General features: G+C 68.2%; 21 protein-coding genes. 13 read left to right on the top strand and 8 right to left on the bottom strand.

Going from position 1 to position 23355, the window contains the following annotated elements:
• Positions 1-56: 56 nt before the first annotated feature.
• On the bottom strand, positions 57-3377 hold the full coding sequence (locus D1793_RS02460; RefSeq protein WP_119020729.1) for a DNA translocase FtsK: 3321 nt from the start codon (positions 3375-3377) through the stop codon (positions 57-59).
• A 151-nt stretch (positions 3378-3528) separates the two neighbouring features.
• Here D1793_RS02460 and aat point away from each other — a divergent pair, with 151 nt between their 5' ends.
• The 3 genes from aat to infA all read left to right on the top strand — a co-directional run bounded on the left by aat (position 3529) and on the right by infA (position 5378).
• The gene (aat, locus tag D1793_RS02455; RefSeq protein ID WP_119020728.1) at positions 3529-4305 is read left to right on the top strand and encodes a leucyl/phenylalanyl-tRNA--protein transferase; all 777 of its coding nucleotides are present in this window, start codon (positions 3529-3531) and stop codon (positions 4303-4305) included.
• Positions 4302-5039: an arginyltransferase gene (locus D1793_RS02450; protein WP_119020727.1), complete on the top strand. Its 738-nt coding sequence runs from the start codon at positions 4302-4304 to the stop codon at positions 5037-5039. Before aat ends, D1793_RS02450 begins: the two co-directional genes overlap by 4 nt.
• A gap of 120 nt (positions 5040-5159) precedes the next feature.
• Positions 5160-5378: a translation initiation factor IF-1 gene (infA, locus tag D1793_RS02445; protein WP_027961652.1), complete on the top strand. Its 219-nt coding sequence runs from the start codon at positions 5160-5162 to the stop codon at positions 5376-5378.
• Positions 5379-5471: 93 nt separating this feature from the next.
• On the opposite strand, the gene clpA is transcribed toward infA, so the two are convergent.
• The 3 genes from clpA to D1793_RS02430 form a co-directional block, all read right to left on the bottom strand.
• Positions 5472-7748 carry an ATP-dependent Clp protease ATP-binding subunit ClpA gene (clpA, locus tag D1793_RS02440; protein WP_119020726.1) on the bottom strand — a complete coding sequence of 759 codons (2277 nt, stop codon included), beginning with the start codon at positions 7746-7748 and terminating at the stop codon, positions 5472-5474.
• A 144-nt stretch (positions 7749-7892) separates the two neighbouring features.
• Positions 7893-8216: an ATP-dependent Clp protease adapter ClpS gene (gene clpS / locus D1793_RS02435; protein WP_119020725.1), complete on the bottom strand. Its 324-nt coding sequence runs from the start codon at positions 8214-8216 to the stop codon at positions 7893-7895.
• A 261-nt stretch (positions 8217-8477) separates the two neighbouring features.
• A complete protein-coding gene (locus tag D1793_RS02430) occupies positions 8478-10712 on the bottom strand; it encodes an NADP-dependent isocitrate dehydrogenase (RefSeq protein WP_119023542.1) in 2235 nt (744 codons plus the stop codon).
• A gap of 283 nt (positions 10713-10995) precedes the next feature.
• Here D1793_RS02430 and D1793_RS02425 point away from each other — a divergent pair, with 283 nt between their 5' ends.
• From D1793_RS02425 to D1793_RS02390, 8 genes are all read left to right on the top strand, one after another.
• A complete protein-coding gene (locus tag D1793_RS02425; RefSeq protein ID WP_119020724.1) occupies positions 10996-11634 on the top strand; it encodes a pseudouridine synthase in 639 nt (212 codons plus the stop codon).
• Positions 11631-12080 carry an NUDIX hydrolase gene (locus tag D1793_RS02420; RefSeq protein ID WP_119020723.1) on the top strand — a complete coding sequence of 150 codons (450 nt, stop codon included), beginning with the start codon at positions 11631-11633 and terminating at the stop codon, positions 12078-12080. Before D1793_RS02425 ends, D1793_RS02420 begins: the two co-directional genes overlap by 4 nt.
• A gap of 72 nt (positions 12081-12152) precedes the next feature.
• A complete protein-coding gene (gene mnmA, locus D1793_RS02415) occupies positions 12153-13283 on the top strand; it encodes a tRNA 2-thiouridine(34) synthase MnmA (RefSeq protein WP_119020722.1) in 1131 nt (376 codons plus the stop codon).
• The gene (gene hflD / locus D1793_RS02410; RefSeq protein ID WP_119020721.1) at positions 13280-13921 is read left to right on the top strand and encodes a high frequency lysogenization protein HflD; all 642 of its coding nucleotides are present in this window, start codon (positions 13280-13282) and stop codon (positions 13919-13921) included. The genes mnmA and hflD overlap by 4 nt, the downstream gene beginning before the upstream one ends.
• Positions 13922-13971: 50 nt before the next feature.
• Positions 13972-15360 carry an adenylosuccinate lyase gene (gene purB, locus D1793_RS02405; protein WP_119020720.1) on the top strand — a complete coding sequence of 463 codons (1389 nt, stop codon included), beginning with the start codon at positions 13972-13974 and terminating at the stop codon, positions 15358-15360.
• A gap of 26 nt (positions 15361-15386) precedes the next feature.
• Complete coding sequence (locus D1793_RS02400; protein ID WP_119020719.1) at positions 15387-16538, top strand: cupin domain-containing protein; 1152 nt, start codon at positions 15387-15389, stop codon at positions 16536-16538.
• A 51-nt stretch (positions 16539-16589) separates the two neighbouring features.
• On the top strand, positions 16590-17024 hold the full coding sequence (locus tag D1793_RS02395; protein WP_119020718.1) for a GNAT family N-acetyltransferase: 435 nt from the start codon (positions 16590-16592) through the stop codon (positions 17022-17024).
• 327 nt (positions 17025-17351) lie between these two features.
• The gene (locus D1793_RS02390; RefSeq protein ID WP_119020717.1) at positions 17352-18947 is read left to right on the top strand and encodes an isocitrate lyase; all 1596 of its coding nucleotides are present in this window, start codon (positions 17352-17354) and stop codon (positions 18945-18947) included.
• Positions 18948-19127: 180 nt separating this feature from the next.
• On the opposite strand, the gene D1793_RS02385 is transcribed toward D1793_RS02390, so the two are convergent.
• Positions 19128-19610: a peptidylprolyl isomerase gene (locus tag D1793_RS02385; RefSeq protein WP_119020716.1), complete on the bottom strand. Its 483-nt coding sequence runs from the start codon at positions 19608-19610 to the stop codon at positions 19128-19130.
• A 258-nt stretch (positions 19611-19868) separates the two neighbouring features.
• Between D1793_RS02385 and D1793_RS02380 the strand changes: the two genes are divergently transcribed.
• Entirely contained in the window at positions 19869-20150 is a 282-nt protein-coding gene (locus tag D1793_RS02380) for a hypothetical protein (protein WP_119020715.1), read from the top strand.
• 149 nt (positions 20151-20299) lie between these two features.
• On the opposite strand, the gene D1793_RS02375 is transcribed toward D1793_RS02380, so the two are convergent.
• A complete protein-coding gene (locus D1793_RS02375; RefSeq protein ID WP_119020714.1) occupies positions 20300-20767 on the bottom strand; it encodes a glycine zipper 2TM domain-containing protein in 468 nt (155 codons plus the stop codon).
• Positions 20768-21149: 382 nt separating this feature from the next.
• Here D1793_RS02375 and D1793_RS02370 point away from each other — a divergent pair, with 382 nt between their 5' ends.
• Complete coding sequence (locus D1793_RS02370; protein WP_110068241.1) at positions 21150-21374, top strand: hypothetical protein; 225 nt, start codon at positions 21150-21152, stop codon at positions 21372-21374.
• Positions 21375-21434: 60 nt separating this feature from the next.
• On the opposite strand, the gene D1793_RS02365 is transcribed toward D1793_RS02370, so the two are convergent.
• Complete coding sequence (locus D1793_RS02365) at positions 21435-22613, bottom strand: MFS transporter (RefSeq protein ID WP_110068242.1); 1179 nt, start codon at positions 22611-22613, stop codon at positions 21435-21437.
• Between the two features lie 83 nt (positions 22614-22696).
• Positions 22697-23326, bottom strand: coding sequence for an NlpC/P60 family protein (locus D1793_RS02360; RefSeq protein WP_119020713.1), 630 nt, complete (start codon positions 23324-23326; stop codon positions 22697-22699).
• Positions 23327-23355 lie beyond the last annotated feature (29 nt).

The following is a 23355-nucleotide window of genomic DNA, read 5'->3' as shown; positions in this document are numbered from 1 at the left end:
TGGTTGAAGGGGGGCGTCTCCCAGGGGAGACGCCCGCGTCGGTGGCGGGCGCGCTGCTAGTCGCCCCCCGCCCGCGGGGACAGCACCTCGCGGGAGCCGTTGGTCCCCATGGTGGAGACGACACCGGCCATCTCCATGGCCTCCACCAGGCGCGCCGCGCGGTTGTAGCCGATCTTGAAGCGGCGCTGCACGGCCGAGATCGACGCTCGGCGCGAGTCGATGACGAACTGCACCGCCTCGTCGTAGAGGGCATCCTGCTCGGCATCGTCGCCGTCACCGACGCCCTCGGCCTCGAGGCCGGTGAGCGCCTCGGCGGAGACGCCGCCGGAGAGGATCTCCTCGATATACTCGGGCTCGCCGCGGCGCTTCCAGTCCTCCACCACCCGGTGCACCTCGTCGTCGTCGACAAAGGCGCCGTGGACCCGGGTCGGCAGGCCGGAGCCCGCCGGCAGGTAGAGCATGTCGCCGTGGCCCAGCAGGTTCTCGGCGCCGCCCTGGTCGAGGATAGTGCGCGAGTCGATCCGCGAGGAGACCTGGAAGGCCATCCGCGTGGGGATGTTGGCCTTGATCAGGCCGGTGACCACGTCCACCGAGGGGCGCTGGGTGGCCAGTATCAGGTGGATGCCGGCGGCCCGCGCCTTCTGGGCCAGGCGGGCGATCAGCTCCTCGACCTTCTTGCCGACGATCATGAACATGTCGGCGAACTCGTCGACCACCACCACGATATAGGGCAGCTTCTCCAGCACCGGCGGTGCCTGGTGCATCTCCCAGGGCTGCGGCTCCCACAGCGGATCGGCCACCTGGGCGCCGGCCTGCTCCGCCTCATCGAGCTTGGCATTAAAGCCGGCGATGTTGCGCACCCCCATGGTCGCCATCAGCTTGTAGCGACGCTCCATCTCGGCCACGCACCAGCGCAGGGCGTTGGCCGCCTCCTTCATGTCGGTCACCACCGGCGCCAGCAGGTGCGGGATGCCGTCGTAGACGGAGAGCTCGAGCATCTTGGGGTCGACCATGATCAGCCGCAGCTGCTCGGGCGTGGCCTTGAGCAGCATGGAGATCAGCATGGCGTTGACGCCCACCGACTTGCCCGAGCCGGTGGTGCCGGCCACCAGCAGGTGGGGCATCTTGCCCAGGTTGGCCACCACCGGGCCACCGCCGATGTCCTGGCCCAGCGCCAGGGTCAGGGCGGAATCGGCCTGCTGGTAGCGGTCGGAGTCGATCACCTCGCGCAGGCGGATCATCGCCCGATGGGGGTTGGGAATCTCGATGCCCACCGTGGGACGGCCCGGGATTACCTCCACCACCCGCACGCTCTTGACCATCAGCGAGCGCGCCAGGTCCTTGGCCAGGTTGCTGATCTTGGAGACCTTCACCCCGGCGGCAGGCTTGATCTCGAAGCGCGTGATGACCGGCCCCGGCCAGGTGTCGACCACCTCGGCCTTGACGCCATACTCGCGCAGCCGCACCTCGAGGAGCTCGGCCATCTCGGCCAGCTGGTCACCGGTGTAGTTCTGCTGCTGGGGTTCCGGTGGCGTCAGCAGGCGCAGACTGGGCAGCTCGCCCTCCGGCTCCGGCAGCTCGTCCAGCACCGGACGCTGGCTCTGCAGGTGCTCCACGGTCCACAGCCGCATGCCGGAATCGTCGGCGGCCTCCCGGGCCTGCTCGGCGGTGGCCAGGCGCGGCGGAGCATCACCGCCCTGCGCGTCACCATCGAAGGCCTCCTCGGGCTCCTCCGGCTCCGGCGGCTGCAGCGCTGCACTGCGCTGGGGCGGGGCTTCCGGGGCGGGCGGCCGGGGCGGCTCGACGGCGCTGTCGGCCCGCTCGGGCTCGTCCCAGGCGAGCCTCGGCTCATCGTCATCCGCCTCGTCCCAGTCGATCTCCTGCCAGTCCACCAGGCCAGGCTCGCGACGGCCGCTCTCGCGCAGGGGGTGCGGCGAGGCCGCAGAGGAGGCACGGGCGGGCGGCATCTCCGGCTCAGCGGCGCGCAGCGGGTCGACGGGTTCGTCGCGGGGGGAAGGCTCGGGAGAGGCCGTGGTGCCCTCCTCCCGGAACGCCTCGGCGGACGCCGGTGCTTCATGGCGACTCGCCCGCAGTGAGGGGCCCTCCCAGGCGGCGGCGGGCTCATCATCGTCGGGAAGCATCGGCTCGGGCACCGTTTCCGGCCTGCGAGGTGAGCTGGCCTCGCCGGCGGGCGTCGCCGCCGGCGCTCGGGGCTCGGAGGCCTGGCCGGCGGGTGTCCGCGCCGTTACCTCGTCGTCGGGCCTGGCGGCATCAGGCCGTGCCACCGGAGCCGACGGCGCGGGGCCCTCGGCGCGGGCCAGCCCACCAGCCGAGGCGCCTTCGGTCGCGGCACTGGCCGCGCCGGCGGCCACACCGGCTACCGCCCCGCCACCCGGCACGCCGCCCGGCGAACGCTCGCTGTAGGCCGCCCCCGGCTGCTTGGCCGAGGGGGTCTTCTCGGGGACTTCCCAGGGGATCTCGGTGTCGCCGTCGTTGCCGAAACCGGGCTCGCGGCGGCCGGGGGCCTGAAGATCGATCTCGGGCTCACGGGAGCGGCCGCCAGGCAGCAGCCGCTGCCACCAGCGGGAGCGGCGGGATGATTCTTCCTCGGCAGGCTCCTCGGCCTCGGGCGCCGGCGAGGCGGGAGAGGCTTCCTCGGCCGCTCCCTTGGTGTCCGGTTCGACGCGCTCATAGGCCGGCTCACGGGTAAAGGCGAAGCGTTCCGCCAGCCAGCCCCACACGCGCAGGGCGCGCAGCCCCAGCTCGTCCATCACCGAGAGCCAGGAGAGGCCGGTCAGCAGCGGCAGGCCGCAGAGCAGCGCCGCCAGCGCCGCCAGGCCGGTGCCGCCGGAGCCCACCAGGGGCACCAGGGCGCCCACTAGCCCCTCGCCGAGGATGCCCCCCGAGGAGTAGGGAAGCACCGTTTCTGCCGGGGGCCGATAGAAGTGCAGCGCGCCCAGGGTGGTAGTGCCGAGCAGCACCAGCACCAGGCCACCACCGCGCACCGCCAGCGCCGTGGCGTCCCACTCCAGGACGATCCCCTGGCGGGCCCGCAGCAGCCGCCAGGCGGCGTAGCCCAGCATGGTCGGCCACCACAGGGCGCTGGCGCCGAACAGCGAGTAGAGCACATCGGAGAGCCAGGCCCCCACCGCCCCCATCCAGTTGTCGATGTGGGTCTCGGGCCCGCTGCGCGACCAGCCGGGATCACCGGGTTCGAAGCTGAACAGGGCCAGCAGCAGGAAGACGCAGCCGGCCAGCAGCACGATGGCCACCCCCTCCCGCGCCGAGCCCTGCAGCTTCACGCCGAAACGCCTGGCCGTCTCCCTGGCCTGGGCCGCGCTCACTCGACGCGGCGAGGACTTCTTGTTGACACTCAAGTGGTCATCCCCCTTGCGCCACCGCTGGCGTCTTCCAGTTGATTGGCGCCAATCATACCGAGCCAGGCCCGCCCATCACAGTGGCCCGAACGCCTTGAGCCGAGGCGCCGCGAGCGGCACACTGGCCTCCCCTTCTGCTGGATGCCCGCCGATGGTGCCCTGGCTGCTCGAGCGCCCGATCCGCTTCCCGCCCGTCACGGCGGCCCTGCGCGACCCCGACGGTCTGCTGGCCGCCGGCGGTGCCCTCGATCCCGGCTGGCTGCTGGCCGCCTACCGGCGCGGGATCTTTCCCTGGTACGGGGACGATCAGCCGATCCTGTGGTGGAGCCCTGACCCGCGCATGGTGCTCTTCCCGGAGGAGCTCAGGGTGCGTCGCAGCCTGGCCAAGCGGCTGCGCCACGCCGGCTTCACGATCACCGCCAACCGCGCCTTCAACGCCGTGATGACCGCCTGCGCCGAGCCGCGTGCCGGGCAGCCAGGCACCTGGATCACCGACGAGATGCGTGCGGCCTACGCCCGGCTTCACGCCCTGGGGGCGGCGCACTCCGTCGAGGTCTGGCAACGGGAGCGCCTGGTGGGCGGCCTCTACGGCGTCGCGCTGGGACCGGCCTTCTTCGGCGAGTCGATGTTCACCCGGGTGGCGGACGCCTCCAAGGTGGCCCTGGTGCATCTGGCCCGGGCCATGTCGTCGGGCGGCGGGCGGCTGATCGACTGCCAGATGCACACCGCCCACCTGGCAAGCCTCGGCGCCCGGGATATCGCCCGCGCCGAGTTCATCGGCTATCTTGAGAGGTGGCTGGGCAAGCCCCAGGATGTGGAGCCCGACGCCCTATCCTTTACCCCGGCCTGCTGGTCCTTCGAAGCCATCGGCGAGCCCCCCGGGGGGCCGCCAGTGAACGCCACCAGGAGCCGGAGAGAGCCGTCGTGAGCAGTAACGCCCCCCGCCAGCCCGTCCGGGATCTACGCTTCTTCCTGACCGTACCCCATGCCTGCAGCTATCTGGCCGGGCGCGAGGCAACGACCCTGTTCCTCGACCCCCAGGAGTCGCCCGGGCAGGGCGTCTACGACTCCCTGGCACTGCTCGGCTTCCGGCGCAGCGGCCGCCATCTTTACCGGCCCCACTGCGAAGGCTGCAGCGCCTGCATCTCGGTGCGCCTGCCGGTGGCGGAGTTTGCCCCGAACCGCAGCCAGCGCCGGCTGGCCAGGCGCAATGCCGACCTGACTCTGCACCTGCGCCCGGCGATCTTCGACCCGGAACACTACGGCCTCTATGCCCACTATATCCGCACCCGGCACGCCGACGGCGACATGTACCCGCCGAGCCACGAGCAGTACCGCACCTTCCTGACCCTGGATCAGGAGTATGCACGGCTGCTGGAGTTCCGCCTCGCAGGCCGGCTGGTGGCCGTCGCGGCCTTTGACCAGCTCGAGCACGGCCTGTCGGCCATCTACACCTTCTTCGACCCCGACCCCGCACTGGAGCGGCGCTCCCTGGGCACCTTCGCGGTGCTCACCCTGGTGGAACAGGCGCGTCGCCGCGGCCTGCCCCACGTCTATCTGGGCTACTGGATACGCGAATGCCGCAAGATGGCCTACAAGCAGGCGTTCCAGCCCCTGGAGATGCTCGAGGGCCGCCACTGGCGGCGCCTGATTCCCGCCTGACCCCCGCCGCCGAGTGCGATGCTTTGCCATGTCGGCCGGCATGCGGCACAATATCGCGCTATTCTTTCAGGGCGGCAGCGCCCTGCCGAGCGTCATATCCATCAGCGAGGAACCGCCTATATGGCACGTGAAGACCATATCGAAATGGAAGGCGTCATCGTCGACACCCTCCCCAACACCACCTTCCGCGTCGAGCTGGAAAACGGCCACGTGGTCACCGCGCATATCTCCGGCAAGATGCGCAAGAACTACATCCGCATCCTGACCGGCGACAAGGTCAAGGTGGAGCTGACTCCCTACGACCTGACCAAGGGTCGCATCGTCTACCGCTCCCGCTGAGCCGCGGTCGAGCCTCCCCCAGCCCGACGCCAGCCGCACAGGACAACGCCCCGTCGATCGACAGGGCGCTGCATCGTATGCGGGTGTCGGCCGTCAGGGTGCGTCGGCCAGCTCCGCTTCGGTGGAGAGATGGAGCTCGCCCTCCTCCACGGTGACGTGCACTACGCCGCCGTGCTCCGAGAGCTCGCCGAACAGGATCATCTCCGCCAGCGGCTTCTTGAGCTTCTCCTGGATCAGCCTCGCCATGGGGCGAGCGCCCATGTCAGGGTCGTAGCCCTTCTCGGCCAGCCAGTCCCGGGCTGCCAGGTCCACATCCAGCTGCACCCGCTTCTCGTCGAGCTGCGCCTGCAGCTCCACCAGGAACTTGTCCACTACACTGCGCACCACCGAGGCGGGCAGGGCGTGGAACTGGATGATGCCGTCCAGACGGTTGCGGAACTCCGGCGAGAAGGTCTTGCGAATCACCTCCATGGCATCGGTGGAGTGGTCCTGATGCTGGAAACCGATGGAGCGCCGGGTGGCCTGCTCGACCCCGGCGTTGGAGGTCATGATCAGGATCACGTGGCGGAAGTCCGCCTCGCGGCCGTTGTTGTCGGTCAGACGACCGTGGTCCATCACCTGCAGCAGCAGGTTGAAGACCTCGGGATGCGCCTTCTCGAGCTCGTCGAGCAGCAGCACGCAGTGCGGATGCTTGGTGATCGCCTCGGTCAGCAGGCCGCCCTGGTCGTAGCCCACGTAGCCCGGCGGGGCACCGATCAGCCGCGACACCGTGTGACGCTCCATGTACTCGGACATGTCGAAGCGCACCAGCTCGATCCCCATGATCTTCGACAGCTGGCGGGCCACCTCGGTCTTGCCCACCCCGGTGGGGCCGGCGAACAGGAAGCTGCCCACCGGCTTGTCCGGCGCCTTGAGCCCGGCCCGGGAGAGCTTGATCGCGGCAGAGAGGCTGTCGATCGCCTCGTCCTGGCCGAAGACCAGCATCTTGAGGTCGCGATCGAGGTTCTCGAGCAGCTTGCGGTCGGAGCTGGAGACGCTCTTCGGCGGAATCCGCGCGATGGAGGCGACCACTGCCTCCACCTGGGCGGTATCGATGGTGTCGATGCGCACCTCGGGCGGCAGCAGGCGCTGGTGGGCGCCGGCCTCGTCGATCACGTCGATGGCCTTGTCCGGCAGGTGGCGGTCGCTGATGTAGCGATCCGCGAGCCTCGCGGCGCTCTCGAGGGCCGCATCGGTGTACTTGAGCCGGTGATGCTCCTCGAAGCGCGAACGCAGCCCCTTGAGGATGCGAATGGTGTCCTCCACCGAGGGTGCCGGCACGTCGACCTTCTGGAAGCGGCGGGCCAGCGCGCGATCCTTCTCGAAGATCCCGCGGTACTCCTGGAAGGTGGTGGAGCCGATGCAGCGCAGCTCACCGGAGGAGAGCAGCGGCTTGAGCAGGTTGGACGCGTCCATCACCCCGCCCGAAGCGGCACCAGCGCCGATCACGGTGTGGATCTCGTCGATGAAGAGGATGGCGTTGGGCTGCTTGCGCAGCTCCGCCAAGAGCCCCTTGAGGCGCTTCTCGAAGTCGCCGCGGTACTTGGTGCCGGCGAGCAGGGCGCCCATGTCCAGCGAGTAGACCACGGCATCGCTGATTACCTCGGGCACGTCCTCCTCGACGATGCGCTTGGCCAGACCCTCGGCGATGGCGGTCTTGCCCACGCCGGCTTCACCCACCAGCAGCGGATTGTTCTTGCGCCGCCGGGCGAGGATCTGCACCACCCGCTCGAGCTCATGCTCGCGGCCAATCAGCGGGTCGATCTTGCCCATGCGGGCCTGTTCGTTGAGGTTGGTGGCATAGCCGGTGAGCGGGTTGGCCCCGTGCTCGCTGGCCCCCTCCTCGCTCTCCTCGGACTCCGAGGGGGACGACGAGGGGCTCTGGCCGTGCCCGGCCACCTTGGAGATGCCGTGGGCGATGTAGTTGACGGCATCGACACGCGCGACGTTCTGCTGCTTCAGGAAGTAGACCGCCTGGCTCTCCTGCTCGGAGAAGATCGCCACCAGCACATTGGCCCCGGTGACCTCGCTCTTGCCGGAAGACTGCACGTGGAAGACCGCCCGCTGCAGGACGCGCTGGAAGCCCAGGGTCGGCTGGGTCTCGCGGTCTGACTGATCCTCGGGAATCAGCGGCGTGGTGGAGTTGATGAAGTCCTGCAGGTCGGAGCGCAGCTTGTCGAGGTTGGCCCCGCAGGCACGCAGCACATCGGCCGCGGAGGCGTTGTCCAGCAGCGCCAGCAGCAGGTGCTCCACGGTCATGAACTCGTGCCGCTTGGAGCGCGCCACGGTGAACGCCGTGTTCAGGGTCAGTTCAAGTTCTTTGCTCAGCATGGCAGTCCCCTTCTTGCCGCCCAGGGCATTGCGTCGGATCTTTCGTCATCCGGCATCATCAACATCGGGCACAAACGCCTCCGTTGCAAGCCTTGCTGCCAACGGCAGGCGGTGACCACCCGTCGCGACCATGTCCGGGGGGAGTCAGTCCGCCGCCTCGATGTCCGAGAGCAGCGGATGTTGACACTCTCTAGCGTATTGATTGACCTGATGGCTTTTGGTTTCCGCGATATCGCGAGTGAAGATGCCGCAGGTCGCCTTGCCCTGCGTATGCACCGTCAGCATCACCTGCACCGCGGTCTCGCTGTCCATATGAAAGAAGGTCTGCAGCACCTCTACCACGAACTCCATGGGGGTGAAGTCGTCGTTGTGCAATACCACCTTGTACATCGGCGGGCGCGCCAGCGCAGGCTCGGCGCTCTGCACCGCCAGGTCGCCCTCCTCGTCGGTCCCCGGAGGGCGGGTCATGCCGCACCATATCTGTCGTTGCCACATAGCGGGAGACTACTCGTTTCACGGGCCGGCTAGCGGGCGGGTCAGGACGTTTTGACGTCGCCCGGCCGGCGGGGTTCATCTTGCTCTTCAACGCAGCGCCAGGCCTCAACGCAACGGCCCCCGCCCGTCATCCAGGCAGGGGCCGATGCACTCGCGGCTGACAGCGCTACCGACCTCTCGGCATCAATCGCGCCGAGAGAGCGCTTAGCCCTTGGCAGCTCAGTCCTTGGCCGCTCAGTCCTTGGAAACCAGGGCCAGGGCGGCATTGAGGGTCGCGCTCGGGCGCATGGCCGCGTCCGTCAGCTCACGGTCAGGGTGATAGTAGCCCTTGATGTCCATGGCCTGACCCTGCACCGAATTGAGCTCTTCGATGATCACCTCCTCCTTGGCCTTGAACTCCTCGGCCAGCCTGGTGAACAGCGCCTTGAGCTCGGCATCCTCGTCCTGCGCCGCCAGGGCCTCGGCCCAGTACATCGCCAGGTAGAAGTGGCTGCCGCGGTTGTCCAGCTCGCCGACCTTGCGCGAGGGCGACTTGTTGCTGTCCAGGAACTGACCGTTGGCCTCGTCCAGCGCCTTCGCCAGCACCAGCGCGCGGCGGTTGTCGAAGGTCTTGCCCAGGTGCTCCAGGGAGGCGGCCAGGGCCAGGAACTCGCCGAGGGAGTCCCAGCGCAGGTGGTTCTCCTCGAGGAACTGCTGGACGTGCTTGGGCGCAGAGCCGCCGGCGCCGGTCTCGAACAGGCCGCCACCGTTCATCAGCGGGACGATGGAGAGCATCTTGGCGCTGGTGCCCAGCTCCATGATCGGGAAGAGGTCGGTGAGGTAGTCGCGCAGCACGTTGCCGGTGACGGAGATGGTGTCCTCGCCGCGACGGATGCGCTCCAGGGAGAACTTCATGGCCTCCACCGGGGACATGATGCGGATGTCCAGGCCGCTGGTGTCGTGCTCGGCGAGGTAGGCCTCGACCTTCTTGATCAGCGAGGCATCGTGGGCGCGCTCGGCGTCGAGCCAGAACACCGCCGGGGTCTCGCTGTCGCGGGCGCGGGTCACGGCGAGCTTGACCCAGTCCTTGATCGGCGCGTCCTTGGTCTGGCACATGCGCCAGATGTCGCCCTTCTCCACGGCGTGCTCGAAGAGCACCTCGCCGGCGTCACTGGTGACGCGCACGGTGCCATCCGCCGGGATCTGGAAGGTCTTGTCGTGGGAGCCGTACTCCTCGGCCTTCTGGGCCATCAGGCCGACATTGGGCACGCTGCCCATGGTGGTCGGATCGAAGGCGCCGTTGGCCTTGCAGTCCTCAATCACCGCCTGGTAGATGGTCGCGTAGCAGCGATCCGGGATCACCGCCTTGGCGTCGTGGAGGGCATCATCGGCGCCCCACATCTTGCCGGAGTCGCGGATCATCGCCGGCATGGAGGCGTCGATGATCACGTCGCTGGGCACGTGGAGGTTGGTGATGCCCTTGTGGGAGTTGACCATGGCAAGGCGCGGACGCTCGGCGTAGAGCGCCTCGATATCGGCCTTGATCACCTCCTGCGTCTCGGCGGGCAGCTGCTCGATGGTGGCGTAGAGATCGCCGATGCCGTTGGTGGCATCGAAGCCGACCTTCGCCAGGGCGTCGGCGTGCTTCTCCAGCACGTCACGATAGAACTCCTTCACCACGATGCCGAACATGATCGGGTCGGAGACCTTCATCATGGTGGCCTTGAGGTGTAGGGAGAAGAGCACGTCCTTCTCCTTCGCGTCGGCGACCTGCTCCTTGATGAAGGCGGAGAGCGCCTTGTGGCTCATCACCGCCCCGTCGATCACCTCGCCGGCCAGCACCGGGGTCGTCTCCTTGAGCACGGTGGCGGTGCCGTCCTTTCCGACCAGCTCGATCTTCACCGAACCCTCGGCGGCCAGGGTGGCGGACTTCTCGCTGCCGTAGAAGTCACCCTCGCTCATGCAGGCCACGTGGGACTGGGAGTCGGCGCTCCACTCGCCCATGCGATGGGGGTACTTGCGGGCATAGTTCTTCACGGACTTGGGCGCGCGGCGGTCGCTGTTGCCCTCGCGCAGCACCGGGTTCACCGCGCTGCCCTTGGTGCGGTCGTAGCGCGCCTTGATGTCACGCTCCACCTGGGTGGTGGGCTCATCGGGATAGTCGGGAAGCTTGTGGCCCTGGGCCTGCAGCTCGCGGATGGCCGCCTTGAGCTGGGGCACCGAGGCGCTGATATTGGGCAGCTTGATGATGTTCGCTTCGGGGGTCTTGGCCAGTTCGCCCAGCTCGGCCAGGTGGTCGCCGATCTGCTGGGCCTCGGTCAGGTATTCGGGAAACTGGGAGAGAATGCGGCCGGCCAGGGAGATATCGCGGGTCTCCACGATGACGCCCGCGGAGTCGGTATAGGCATCGATGATCGGCAGCAGGGAAAAGGTGGCCAGGGCCGGCGCTTCGTCGGTCAGCGTGTAGATAATCTTCGGCGTTTTTGACATGTTGGCGTTGATCTCTCTGGTCACTGCGGTGGCATGAAACTGGATCGGTAGCGCGCGCTCACGATGTCTGCAACGGGGGACCGGCGTGCTCCGCCCACTGTTGTGATCGTGCGGGGATGCGCTTGGCATCGACCCGGTGGCGGAGTCTCGGCAGATCCCTGAACGACGAGGGCGCTCCCGGCGAGCGGGCGCATTATATCAGCCCGCCCGAGCCGGCGCATGAGCAATAAGGCTGACGCGCCGCCCCCTGCCATCCTGCCGCACTTGCCGGTAAGCTTGCCCCATGAGCACCCTCTACCTGCTGCACAAGCCCTACCGCATGCTGTCCCAGTTCACCGACCGGGCCGGCGAGGACGGCGAACGTCGCGCGACCCTTGCCGACGTCATCGATGTACCCGGCATCTACCCGGCCGGGCGCCTCGACCACGACTCCGAGGGGCTGCTGCTGCTCTCCGACGACGGCGAGCTGATCCACCGCATCAGCCACCCGCGCCACAAGCAGCCCAAGACCTACCGCGTCCAGGTGGAGGGCAAGCCCGATGACGCCGCCCTGCAGGCGCTGCGCCAGGGCGTCGCGCTCGGCGACGGCATGACGAAGCCGGCCAAGGTGCGCCGCCTGGAGGCGAGCGGCCTGCCCGAGCGCGACCCGCCGCTGGACCCCAGGCGCCACCCGGTGACCACCTGGCTGGAGATCACCATCAGCGAGGGGCGCAACCGCCAGGTCCGGCGGATGACCGCCCACGTCGGCCACCCCACCCTGCGCCTGGTGCGCGTGGCCATCGGCCCCTGGCGCCTCGACGGCCTGGCCCCCGGGGAGTGGCGCCGCGAGACCCTGCATGCACCGACCCCGTCGCGCCGTGACCGGCCGAGCCAGGGCCGCGCCCCGCGCCGCAAGCCCGCCACGCGAGGCGGCAGGCGATGAGTCGCTGGCAGCCCTACGTGACCGTGGCCTGCGTTGTGGAGCGCGCCGGCGCCTTCCTGATGGTGGAGGAGGACCGCGGCGGCCCCGCCACCCTCTTCAACCAGCCCGCCGGCCACCTGGAACCGGACGAGCAGATCCTCGACGCCGCTCTGCGCGAGGTGGCCGAGGAGACCGCCTGGCGGGTCGGCGTCAGCGACTACCTGGGGATGTATGTCTACCGGGCGCCGGATGGCAAGACCTTCCACAGCCACGCCTTCTTCGGCATGGCGCTGGCCCACCTGGGCAGCGAGCTGGACCCGGCGATCCGAGCCGTGCACTGGCTGACCCTCGAGGAGATCGAGGCCCTGGATCGCGAGGGTCGCCTGAGAAGTCCGCTGGTGCTGCGTCGCATCCGCGACGCCCAGGCCGGGCGCTTCTACCCCATGGACGTCATCCACGAACGCTGAGTGAGCCGCGCCCGGCGCTCAGATCATGTATAATCTTGCCCCATTTATGTCACACCGACTCCGAGGGCGCCCATGACCGCCACCCCAGGCAAGGTGATCGTCGGCATGTCCGGCGGCGTCGACTCCTCCGTCTCTGCCCTGCTGCTGCTCGAGCAGGGCTATCAGGTCGAAGGCCTGTTCATGAAGAACTGGGACGAGGACGACGGCACCGAATACTGCACCGCCAAGGCCGACCTGGCGGACGCCGAGGCCGTCTGCGACAGGCTCGGCATCCGGCTGCACACCGCCAACTTCGCCGCCGAGTACTGGGACAACGTCTTCGAGCACTTCCTGGCCGAGTACAAGGCCGGGCGAACGCCGAACCCGGACATCCTCTGCAACCGCGAGATCAAGTTCAAGGTGTTCCTGGAGTATGCCGAGATGCTCGGCGCCGAGAAGATCGCCACCGGCCACTATGTTCGCCAGGGCGAGCGCCGCGGCCCGACGGACGGCCTGCTGCGGCCGCGGCTGCTCAAGGGGCTCGACGCCAACAAGGACCAGAGCTACTTCCTGCACGCCGTGCCCGAGGCCGCCATCGCCCGCACCCTCTTCCCGGTGGGCGAACTGGAGAAACCCGAGGTGCGCGCCATCGCCGAGCGCCACGATCTGGTGACCGCCAGGAAGAAGGATTCGACCGGCATCTGCTTCATCGGCGAGCGGCGCTTCCGCGACTTCCTCAAGCAGTACCTGCCGGCCCAGCCCGGGGTGATCGAGACCCCCGAGGGCGAGGCGATCGGTGAGCACATGGGGCTGATGTACTACACCCTGGGTCAGCGCCAGGGCCTGGGCATCGGCGGGCTCGCCAATCACCCGGAGGCCCCCTGGTACGTGGCCGCCAAGGATCTCGAGCGCAACGTGCTGATCGCCGTGCAGGGCAAGCACCACCCGCTGCTCTACACCGACAGCCTGGCCACCGAGGCCATGGACTGGGTGGCCGGCGAGGCGCCCGCCGCCGAGGGGCGCTTCACCGCCAAGACCCGCTATCGCCAGAGCGACGTGCCCTGCCGCATGCGCACCCTGGCGGATGGCGGCGTCGAGGTGCGCTTCATTGATCCCCAGCGGGCCGTCACCCCCGGCCAGTCGCTGGTGCTGTACGATGGCGAAATCTGCCTGGGCGGTGGGGTGATCCGTGACACCTGGAACGCCGAGGAGCCTGCCCCATGACCGCCTCGACCCCGATCCACCGCGTCCCCGACGACCCCGTCACCCGCCAGGCCCTGGCCCTGGCGGGGGTCTTCCAGTCCGCCAGCCTGGTCGATGAACTGGCCCGCACCGGCCAGGTCGACCCGCGTAGCTGGGACACCCTGATCCGCGCCACCCTCGACACCAACCCCGAGAGCTTCGAGGCGATCTACGGCGGCCATCCCAACAACCTGCGCCGCGGCCTCGAGGTGCTCGAGGCCGTGGTGGGCCGCAAGCAGGCCAACCCGGTGGTGCTGCGCTACGGCTTCACCCTGCTGCTGCTGATGAACCAGGTGCGCAAGAACGACGCCATGCTGGGCGAGCTGGGCAGCCGGCTGGTGCGCATCCAGGGGCAGGCCGAGCACTTCGGCGAGACCCACGAGAACGTCATCGCCAGCCTCGGCGAGGCCTACCAGGAGACGCTCTCCACCCTCAAGACCCGCATCGTGGTGCAGGGCGACCCCTCGCTGCTGCAGAGCCGGATGATGCCCGAGCGGGTGCGGGCCTGCCTGCTCGGCGGCATCCGCTTCGCCCTGCTCTGGCACCAGCAGGGTGGCCGACGCTGGAAGCTGGTCTTCCAGCGCGGCGCCCTGAAGAGGGCCCTGGACCAGCTTTCCTGACCCCTTACCCAGCCCGACACTCCAACGCTCATCGACCCGGAACCCGAACCATGCACGCCCTGTCGCACTCTTCGCTTCCCCTCTCCGCCCTTACCGCCCTCTCTCCCGTCGACGGCCGCTACGGCAGCAAGGCCGTCAGCCTGCGCGAGCACTTCAGCGAGTTCGGCCTGATCCGCGCCCGCGTGATCGTCGAGGTTCGCTGGCTCCAGCGCCTGGCCGAACTGGCCGGGGTCACCGAGGTGCCGCCCCTCTCCGCCGAGGCCACCGCCTTCCTGGAGGCGCTGATCCGCGACTTCTCGCTGGAGGACGCCGAGCGCATCAAGGAGATCGAGCGCACCACCAACCACGACGTCAAGGCGGTGGAGTACTTCCTCAAGGAGAAGATCGCCGGCCAGCCGGAGCTGCACGCCATCACCGAGTTCGTGCACTTCGCCTGCACCAGCGAGGACATCAACAACCTCTCCCACGGCGTGATGCTCACCGACGGCCTCAAGAGCCTGCTGCCGGTGATGCAGCGGGTGGCCGACGAGATCGCCAAGCTGGCCCAGGAGCATGCCGCGCTGCCGATGCTGTCGCGCACCCACGGCCAGACGGCGAGCCCCACCACCCTGGGCAAGGAGATGGCCAACGTCGCCTATCGCCTGCGCCGCCAGCTCGCCCAGATCGAGGGCGTCGAGATCCTCGGCAAGATCAACGGCGCGGTGGGCAACTACAACGCCCACCTGGCCACCTACCCGGAGGTGGACTGGGAGGGCAACGCCCGCACCTTCGTCGAGGGGCTGGGGCTGACCTTCAACCCCTACACCACCCAGATCGAGCCCCACGACTACATCGCCGAGCTGTTCGACGCCATCTGCCGCTTCAACACCATCCTGATCGACTTCGATCGCGACGTCTGGGGCTACATCTCGCTGGGCTACTTCAAGCAGAAGACCGTCGAGGGCGAGATCGGCTCCTCGACCATGCCCCACAAGGTCAACCCCATCGACTTCGAGAACTCCGAGGGCAACCTGGGGCTTTCCAACGCCATCCTCGGCCACCTGGCCCAGAAGCTGCCGATCTCCCGCTGGCAGCGGGATCTCACCGACTCCACGGTGCTGCGCAACCTGGGCGTCGGCCTGGCCTACGGCCTGATCGCCTATGAGGCCTCCCTCAAGGGCATCGGCAAGCTCGAGGCCAACCCGGTTCGCATCGCCGAGGACCTCGACGCCAGCTGGGAGGTGCTCGCCGAGCCGATCCAGACGGTGATGCGCCGCTACGGCATCGAGAAGCCCTACGAGAAGCTCAAGGAGCTGACCCGCGGCAAGCGCATCGACCAGGACGGGCTCAAAGCCTTCATCGACACCCTGGCGCTGCCCGCCGAGGTCAAGGTCGAGCTCAAGGCGCTGAGCCCGGCGACCTACATCGGCAACGCCGAGGCCCAGGCGCGCCGGCTGTGAGCGCTTCTGCGGATACCCCGCTGGCCATGCTCGGCGGCCTGACCGCCGCCGAGTTCCTGGGCGACTTCTGGCAGCAGAAGCCGCTGCTGATCCGCGGCGCCTTTCCCGACTTCGAGTGCCCGCTTACCCCCGACGAGCTGGCGGGCCTGGCCTGCGAGGAGGGCGTCGAGGCCCGCCTGGTGGAGGAGCACGGCAAGGCTGGCCCCTGGCAGGTCAGCCACGGCCCCTTCGATGAGCGCACCTTCGCCCGGCTGCCCGAGCGGGACTGGACCCTGCTGGTGCAAGCCGTGGATCACTATGTGCCCGAGGTGGCCGAGCTGCTCGAGACCTTCGACTTCCTGCCCCGCTGGCGGCTCGACGACATCATGATCAGCTACGCTCCCCCGGGCGGCAGCGTCGGCCCCCACGTCGACCAGTACGATGTCTTCCTGCTCCAGGGCAGCGGGCAGCGTCGATGGCAGCTGGGCGGCCGAGTGGGTGACGACGCCCCGATCATCACCGGCATCGACCTGCGCATCCTCGAGCACTTCGAGGTGGAGGACGACGACGACTGGGTGCTTGCGCCCGGCGACATGCTCTACCTGCCGCCCGGCTGGGCCCACCACGGCGTCAGCCAGTCCGACGACTGCCTGACCCTCTCGGTGGGCTTCCGCGCGCCCTCCGCCGACGAGGCGATCACCTCCTTCGCCGACTTCCTGGGCGAGCAGCTGCCGGCCTCGAGGCGCTACTCCGACGCCGGCATGGCCCCGCTCGGGGACCCGGCCGAGCTGGACGATGCCGCCATCGCGCGCATGCGCGCCCTGATCCTCGAGACCCTCGACGACCCGGCCCAGCTGGCCCAGTGGTTCGGCCGGGTAATGACCCAGCCCAAGTACGTCGACCAGCTGGTGGCCAGCGACACCCCCACCGACCCCGCCGCGCTTGTTGCGGCACTACAGGAAGGCGAGATGCTCGTGCGCAGCCCCGGTTCGCGCTTCGCCTGGCGGGCCCTGGACGACGAGCGTGCCACCCTGTTCGCCGACGGCGACGGCGTCGAGTGCGCCCTCGCGCTGGCACAGCTGGTGGCCTCCGAGGTTCCGCTGGATGCCGAGGCGCTGGCCCTGCCCGGCGCCGCCGAGCTGCTGACCGCCCTGCTGGATGCCGGCAGCCTGGCCTGGGACGGCGAGTTCGAGGAGTAGCCGGCCCGCCAGCGGATCAGCCCCGAGCAAGAGAAAGGCGAGAGGTGAGCGATGACGAAAGCGCTGGAGATTCGCGAGGGGAGCTGGGAGGCGCTGGGCGCCGAGGCCACCGAGATCCGCCGGATGGTCTTCATCGAGGAGCAGCGCGTCCCCCTCGAGGAGGAGTGGGACGGCCGCGATCCCGAGTGCCGCCACTTCCTCGCCCTGCTGGAGGGGCTCCCGGTGGGCACCGCCCGCCTGCTGCCCGACGCCCATATCGGCCGGGTAGCGGTGCTCGCCAGGGCCCGCGGCTCAGGGATCGGCGCGGCGCTGATGGCGGCGGCCATCGAGGCCGCCCGCCGCGACGGCCACCCCGCCGTGGAGCTCGCCGCCCAGACCCACGCCCTCGCCTTCTATGCGCGACTGGGCTTCATGCCCTTCGGTGACGAATTCATCGACGCCGGCATCTTGCACCGCAATATGCGCCTTCCGCTGGCCGATTCCTGAGCCGGCTAACCACCTTTCAAACGAAAATTGACTACACAAGCGGGGCCATTTCGGCCCTGCTTGTAGTCGAGTTACAACGCCTTCTTCCCCAAAGAGCCCATTGTTGAAGCCCATGGCCATGGGCCATAGTGCTTGCCATGGCGGACGACGAAACGACTGTTTGACACCGGCCCCGCGAGCGCCTTCATACATTCGTTTCAAATTCGCCCGGGTTCGACCAAGGCCGCAGAGACAAGCCGGCGGCGATGAACGAACCTGACTCCACTTCGCAGGTGCAGCATAAGCGACACCGGCAAGCCAACGACCAGACCAGGAGAGGATGACACCATGTCATACCAGGACGATATCAAGGCGCTGTCCCAGCTGCGTGAAGCCATGCAAGGCAAGTGGGCGGACATCAGCCCCGAGAGCGCCGCCCGCATGCGTGCCCAGAACCGCTTCAAGACTGGCCTGGACATCGCCAAGTACACCGCCAAGATCATGCGGGAAGACATGGCGGCCTACGACGCCGACACCGCTCAGTACACCCAGTCCCTGGGCTGCTGGCACGGCTTCATCGGCCAGCAGAAGCTGATCTCCATCAAGAAGCACTTCGGCACCACCAAGCGTCGCTACCTCTACCTCTCCGGCTGGATGGTCGCCGCCCTGCGCTCCGAGTTCGGCCCGCTGCCCGACCAGTCCATGCACGAGAAGACCGCCGTCTCCGGCCTGATCGGTGAGCTCTACACCTTCCTGCGCCAGGCCGACGCCTGGGAACTGAACCACCTGTTCCGCGCCCTGGAAGAGGCCAAGCAGGCCGGCGACAGCGCCAAGGCCGCCGAGCTGGTGAAGCAGATCGACAACCACGAGACCCACGTGGTGCCGATCATCGCCGACATCGATGCCGGTTTCGGCAACGCCGAGGCCACCTACCTGCTGGCCAAGCAGATGATCGAGGCGGGTGCCTGCTGCATCCAGATCGAGAACCAGGTCTCCGACGAGAAGCAGTGCGGCCACCAGGATGGCAAGGTCACCGTGCCCCACGAGGACTTCCTGGCCAAGATCAACGCCGTGCGCTACGCCTTCCTGGAGCTGGGCGTTGACGATGGCGTCATCGTCGCCCGTACCGACTCCCTGGGCGCCGGCCTGACCCAGAAGATCGCCGTGACCAACGCGCCGGGCGACCTGGGCGACCAGTACAACAGCTTCCTCGACGGCGACTACATCGACAGCGCCGACCAGATCGACAACGGCGACGTGGTGATCAAGTCCGAAGGCAAGCTGAAGAAGCTCAAGCGTCTCGCTTCCGGCCTCTTCCAGTTCAAGCCGGGCACCGGCGAGGACCGCGTGGTGCTGGACTGCATCACCAGCCTGCAGAACGGCGCCGATCTGATCTGGATCGAGACCGAGAAGCCCCACGTCGGCCAGATCGCCGGCATGGTCAACCGCATCCGCCAGGTGGTGCCGGACGCCAAGCTGGTCTACAACAACTCGCCCTCCTTCAACTGGACCCTCAACTTCCGCCAGCAGGTGTTCGACGCCTGGGAGAAGGAAGGCAAGGATGTCTCCGCCTACGACCGCGCCAAGCTGATGAGCCCGGAGTACGATGCCACCGAGCTGGCCCAGCTGGCCGACGAGTGGACGCGCAACTTCCAGCGCGACTCCTCTCGCGAGGCGGGCATCTTCCACCACCTGATCACCCTGCCGACCTACCACACGGCGGCTCTCTCCACCGACAACCTGGCCAAGGGTTACTTCGGCGACGAGGGCATGCTGGCCTACGTGGAGGGCGTGCAGCGCCGCGAGATCCGCCAGGGTATCGCCACCGTCAAGCACCAGGACATGGCCGGCTCCAACATCGGGGACGACCACAAGGAGTTCTTCCACGGCGAGGCCGCACTGAAGGCCGGTGGCAAGGACAACACCATGAACCAGTTCGGCTGATCGCGGATCGGTTGATCATGGCACTGCGGTAAAACTGGAACTTGGGGAGGCAGCTGCCTCCCCTTTTTTGTGCCTGTTCGCCAGGCTGGCAAGGCCGTCACTACCGCAAACAGAAGGGGCAGCCCGTGGCTGCCCCTTCTGTTGCGTGCGGCGCTCGCCGCGTCGGCTGTCGGACACCGCTCAGTGCTGGTGACCGCCCTCACCGTGCACGTGGCCGTGCTCGATCTCTTCCTGGCTGGCCTCGCGCACCGAGGCGATCTCGACGGCGAAATTCAGGGTCTGGCCGGCCAGCGGGTGGTTGCCATCGACGGTGACGGTGTCACCCTCGACCTTGGTCACGGTGACCATCAGCGGACCACCCTGGGTCTGGGCCTGGAACTGCATGCCCGGCTCGATGCCCTCGACGCCCTGGAAGGCATCGCGGGGTACTTCCTGCACCAGTTGCTCCTGCTTCTCGCCATAGCCTTCGGCCGGTGACACCACGGCGTTGAGGGTATCTCCCGCCTGGCGGCCTTCCAGTTCCTTCTCGAGGCCCGGAATGATGTTGCCGGCGCCATGCAGGTAGGTCAGCGGCTCGCGGCCTTCTGAACTGTCCAGCACCTCACCTGAGTCGTTGGTCAGGGTGTAGTGGAACGCGACAACGGAGTTCTGCGCAATCTGCATTAATGAACCTTTCGGTGAGTGCATGTCCCGGCATGGTAACGCGGGGCGAGGGGGGCTGTCAGGGGCATGGCGGAATTTCAGGATCGCAAACGGCATCCTGAAAGGTGTTCACGCACCCGGCCGATAGCCGGCCGCCGCCGGTAAATGGCACGCCCCCAGGGTTGACCTATGGACGGTTGCGCCCGAGTGCAGCCACGGCTAACCTAGCTCGCACCCTTTTGATGACCCGCCTTTCACCCCTTGTCTGGAGATCTGTCCATGACCCAAGTAGTGCTCTGGCTGATCGCTTTCGGAGCGATTCTCTTCTTCACCTTCAAGCGCTGGGACAGCGTGAGTCCGGCGCTGGACCGCGTGCTGCCTTCGCTGCTCAAGAGCCGCGGCGACAATCGCACCCTCTGGGGGCTTTCGCTTGCCATCCTGGGGGCCACCGTCTTGGTGCGCCCGGTGGACATCCTGCTGACCGTGGTGCTGGCCGTGATCATCGGCCTCGTCGGCTGGAAGCTCGCTAGCTGGGCGATGAACAAGGTCGACCTGCACTGAGACAGCAGCGCTGCCGGAGCGGCAGCGCTTGATCACCGAGTAGCAGAAGGCCCGCGGATCTCTCCGCGGGCCTTCTGCTTTCAGCGCTGCGCTATGCCCGGCCCCGGTTAACCCGTAACCGGGCCAGGCGTCGCGGCGCGGCGCGGGGCTCAGTAGGGAGCTACGGTCACGTTGGCACCGCTGCCGATCAGGCGGACGCGCTGGCCGGTCTGGAAACGCTGGTCGGCCTTCTGGACGATCACCACGCGCTGGCCGTCATCGCGACGGATCTCCATCTCCAGGGCGTTGACGCGGTTGGTGGCCTCCTCGATGCGCGAACCGGCCACGGCGCCACCGATCACACCGGCGGCAGTCGCCAGGTCGCGTCCGCTGCCGCCACCTACCTGGCGGCCCAGCAGGCCACCGACTACGGCACCACCGCCGGTGCCCACGATGCCCCCGGCGCGGCTGTCGGCCTGGATCTGCACCTGGCGGACGGCCTCGATGGTGCCGAAGGTCACGGTCTGGGCGGTGCCGGCCTGGCTGCCACGGTAGACGTTGCCGCCCATCGTCGAGGTGTTGGCACAGCCGGCCAGGGTCAGGGCGCCGATGGCAAGGATGGGAAGAAGTCGCTTCATGAAAAACCTCCTGAAGAAAGGCTGCCGGTCCCCGTCATGTGGGAGCTGGCTCCGGGACGCCCGGAGAGGAATGGCCAGATTAGTGAACAGTGTTTGCTAACGGGATTCTATGCCAGTCTGTAACGCTTTGACCAGCGCAGGCCGTCTATGTGCGGCTCATTCTAGCCCGAAATCGCTCAAGGAATGTGAAAGTCCCCTGCCCGGCCTACCGGGCGGAGCGCCATGTAGTCGAGCTACAACCGGGGGTTCACCCAATGATGCATTGCGGCAAAAAAGGGCCTGGACCATAGTGACATCATGGATCAGGAGGGTGTGCCGCCATCCCGACTCCCCGCAGACGGCATTGACCAGCGCCGTGATGACCTGACACGAGGAAGAGACCATGAACGCCACCGAACTGAGCGAACAGGCCGAGCGTATCGCCGACAGCTTCAGCAAGCAGGACCTGGCCAGGCTGGTGGTTGCCCTGAAGGGCGACCGACAGTCCCTCCAGCACGCTCTCGAAGTGGTCGACACCCTCGACTCCCGCCTGAGCTGCACCCTGGAAGAGGCCTGGGCCGAAGTCCGCGCCGGCGAGAACCGCGAGGAGACCGCCCACGAGGAGTGACAAGGCGTCACCCATCAGGCCGCTCCCCTCTCTTCGCCCCCTGCCATCGGCAGGGGTTTTTCATGGGCGCTGTCGTCGCCACAGCCAGGCGGCAATCGCCAGGGTGACGCCCAGCACCAACCAGGAGGCCAGCGCGACCCCGGGCCAGGCCCCGACCTGCCAGAAGGGTTCCAGCCAGAAGGCCCCCAGACTGGCGCCGCTGTAGTAGAAGACCAGATAGAGCGCCGAGGCGCTGCCCCTGGCCTGTCCGGCATGGCGTCCCACCCAGCTCGAGGCCATGGCGTGGGCCAGGAAGAAACCAAAGGCGTTGATGGTCAGGCCGAGCACGATCAGCGCCAGCGACCCCGCCAGGGTCACCAGGGTCCCACCCATGAGGATCAGGATGCCCAGCATCATGCAGGCTGGCGGTGTCAGGCGCCGCGCCAGCCGGCCGGAGAGCGATGAGCCCAGGGTGCCCCCCAGATAGGTCAGGAAGACCAGCCCCAGCACGCTCGGCCCCAGCTCGAAGGGCGCCTGGGCCAGGCGGAAGGTCAGGTAGCTGTACTGGTTGATGAAGATCAGGAAGTTGAGCCCGCCCAGCAGGTAGGCGGCCAGCAGCAACGGGTTACGCAGGTGCCCGGCGAGATCTCGCGCTGCGCCGCGCAGCTCGAAACGGCGTGGCACGAAGCCCCTGGCCGCCGGCAGCAGCTTCCAGAACACCACCAGCCCCACCAGTGTGATCACGCCTACCGCCAGGAAGCTGGCGGAACTGCCGGCCACCTCCCCCACGGCCCCGCCCACCAGGCGGCCGCTGATCCCGCCCAGGGAGTTGGCACCGATATAGAGGCCAATCGCCGGCAGCATCGCCGAAGGCTCGAACTCGTCCCCCATCCAGGCGATGGCCACCGCCGGCAGCCCGCCCAGCACGAAGCCCTGCAGCCCGCGCAGCACCAGCAGCACCTCGAAGCTGGGTGCCAGTGACAGACCCAGCGACAGCGCGCCGGCCGCCAGCAGCGTCAGGCGCATGATGGCCGCGCGACCGATGGCGTCCGACAGCGGACCGAAGACCAGCAGCGAGGCCGCCAGGGCAAGGGTCGCGACCGACATCACCAGCCCCACGGCCAGGGTGGAGACCCCATAGGCCTCGCGCAGCTCCGGCAGCAGCGGCTGAGGGGCGTAGAGATTGATGAAGACGAGGAAGGAACCCAGGCTGAGAGCCAGGGTAGCGCGCCACCAGGCACGGGTTCGAATCTGGATCATGGCGTGAACGCCTGCGGTCATGGGAGCAGCGGGCCGGCCCACGGGCGGCGACGGTCGCCGGCTCGCCGCGACCGCGGCGCGATTCAGCCCTGGTCGCCGACCATCACACGCTGGGCCAGGGTGGTGGGCTCCAGAGTGCGACGGGCCTGCCAGTAGTAGCGCTGCCAGTAGCGGTTGTCGAGTTCGGAGATCATCACCCCCCGGGAGGTGGAGGCATGCAGGAAGCGCCCCTCGCCCAGGTAGATGCCGACGTGGTCATAGCGGCCCGGCGGGCGGAAGAAGACCAGGTCACCGGGCACCAGTTCGCTGCGTTCGACCGGCGCCCCCTGGTGGACCTGCTCGCCGGTGGTGCGCGGCAGGGAGACGCGGAAGGTCTCCTCGAAGACGCTCTGAACCAGCGCCGAGCAGTCGATCCCGCTGGAGGAGGTGCCGCCAATGCGGTAGGGCGTACCGACCCAGCGCTCATGCTGGGCCAGCAGCGCCTGCTGGATCAGGGCGGGCGGGGGATTGCCGAGGGCGCGCGCCTCCAGAATCGGATTGTCCACCGGCGACATGGCCAGCCCCCAGTCGCCGGATATCCCGGGCAGCTGACGGGCGAAGTAGGGCTCCTCGGCGTCGCGGGAGGCGACATCGCGAGGAGTGGAGGCACAGCCGGCCAGCAGGGCCAGCGACACGACAACACACAGGGCGCGGCACGACGAGGTGACGTCCATTCCAGCGGTGACCTCTGACCGGAGCCGCG

The sequence above is a fragment of the Halomonas sp. JS92-SW72 genome, assembly GCF_003547075.1.
Classification (GTDB): domain Bacteria; phylum Pseudomonadota; class Gammaproteobacteria; order Pseudomonadales; family Halomonadaceae; genus Halomonas; species Halomonas alkalicola.
This window is presented reverse-complemented; position numbering and strand designations above follow the sequence as displayed.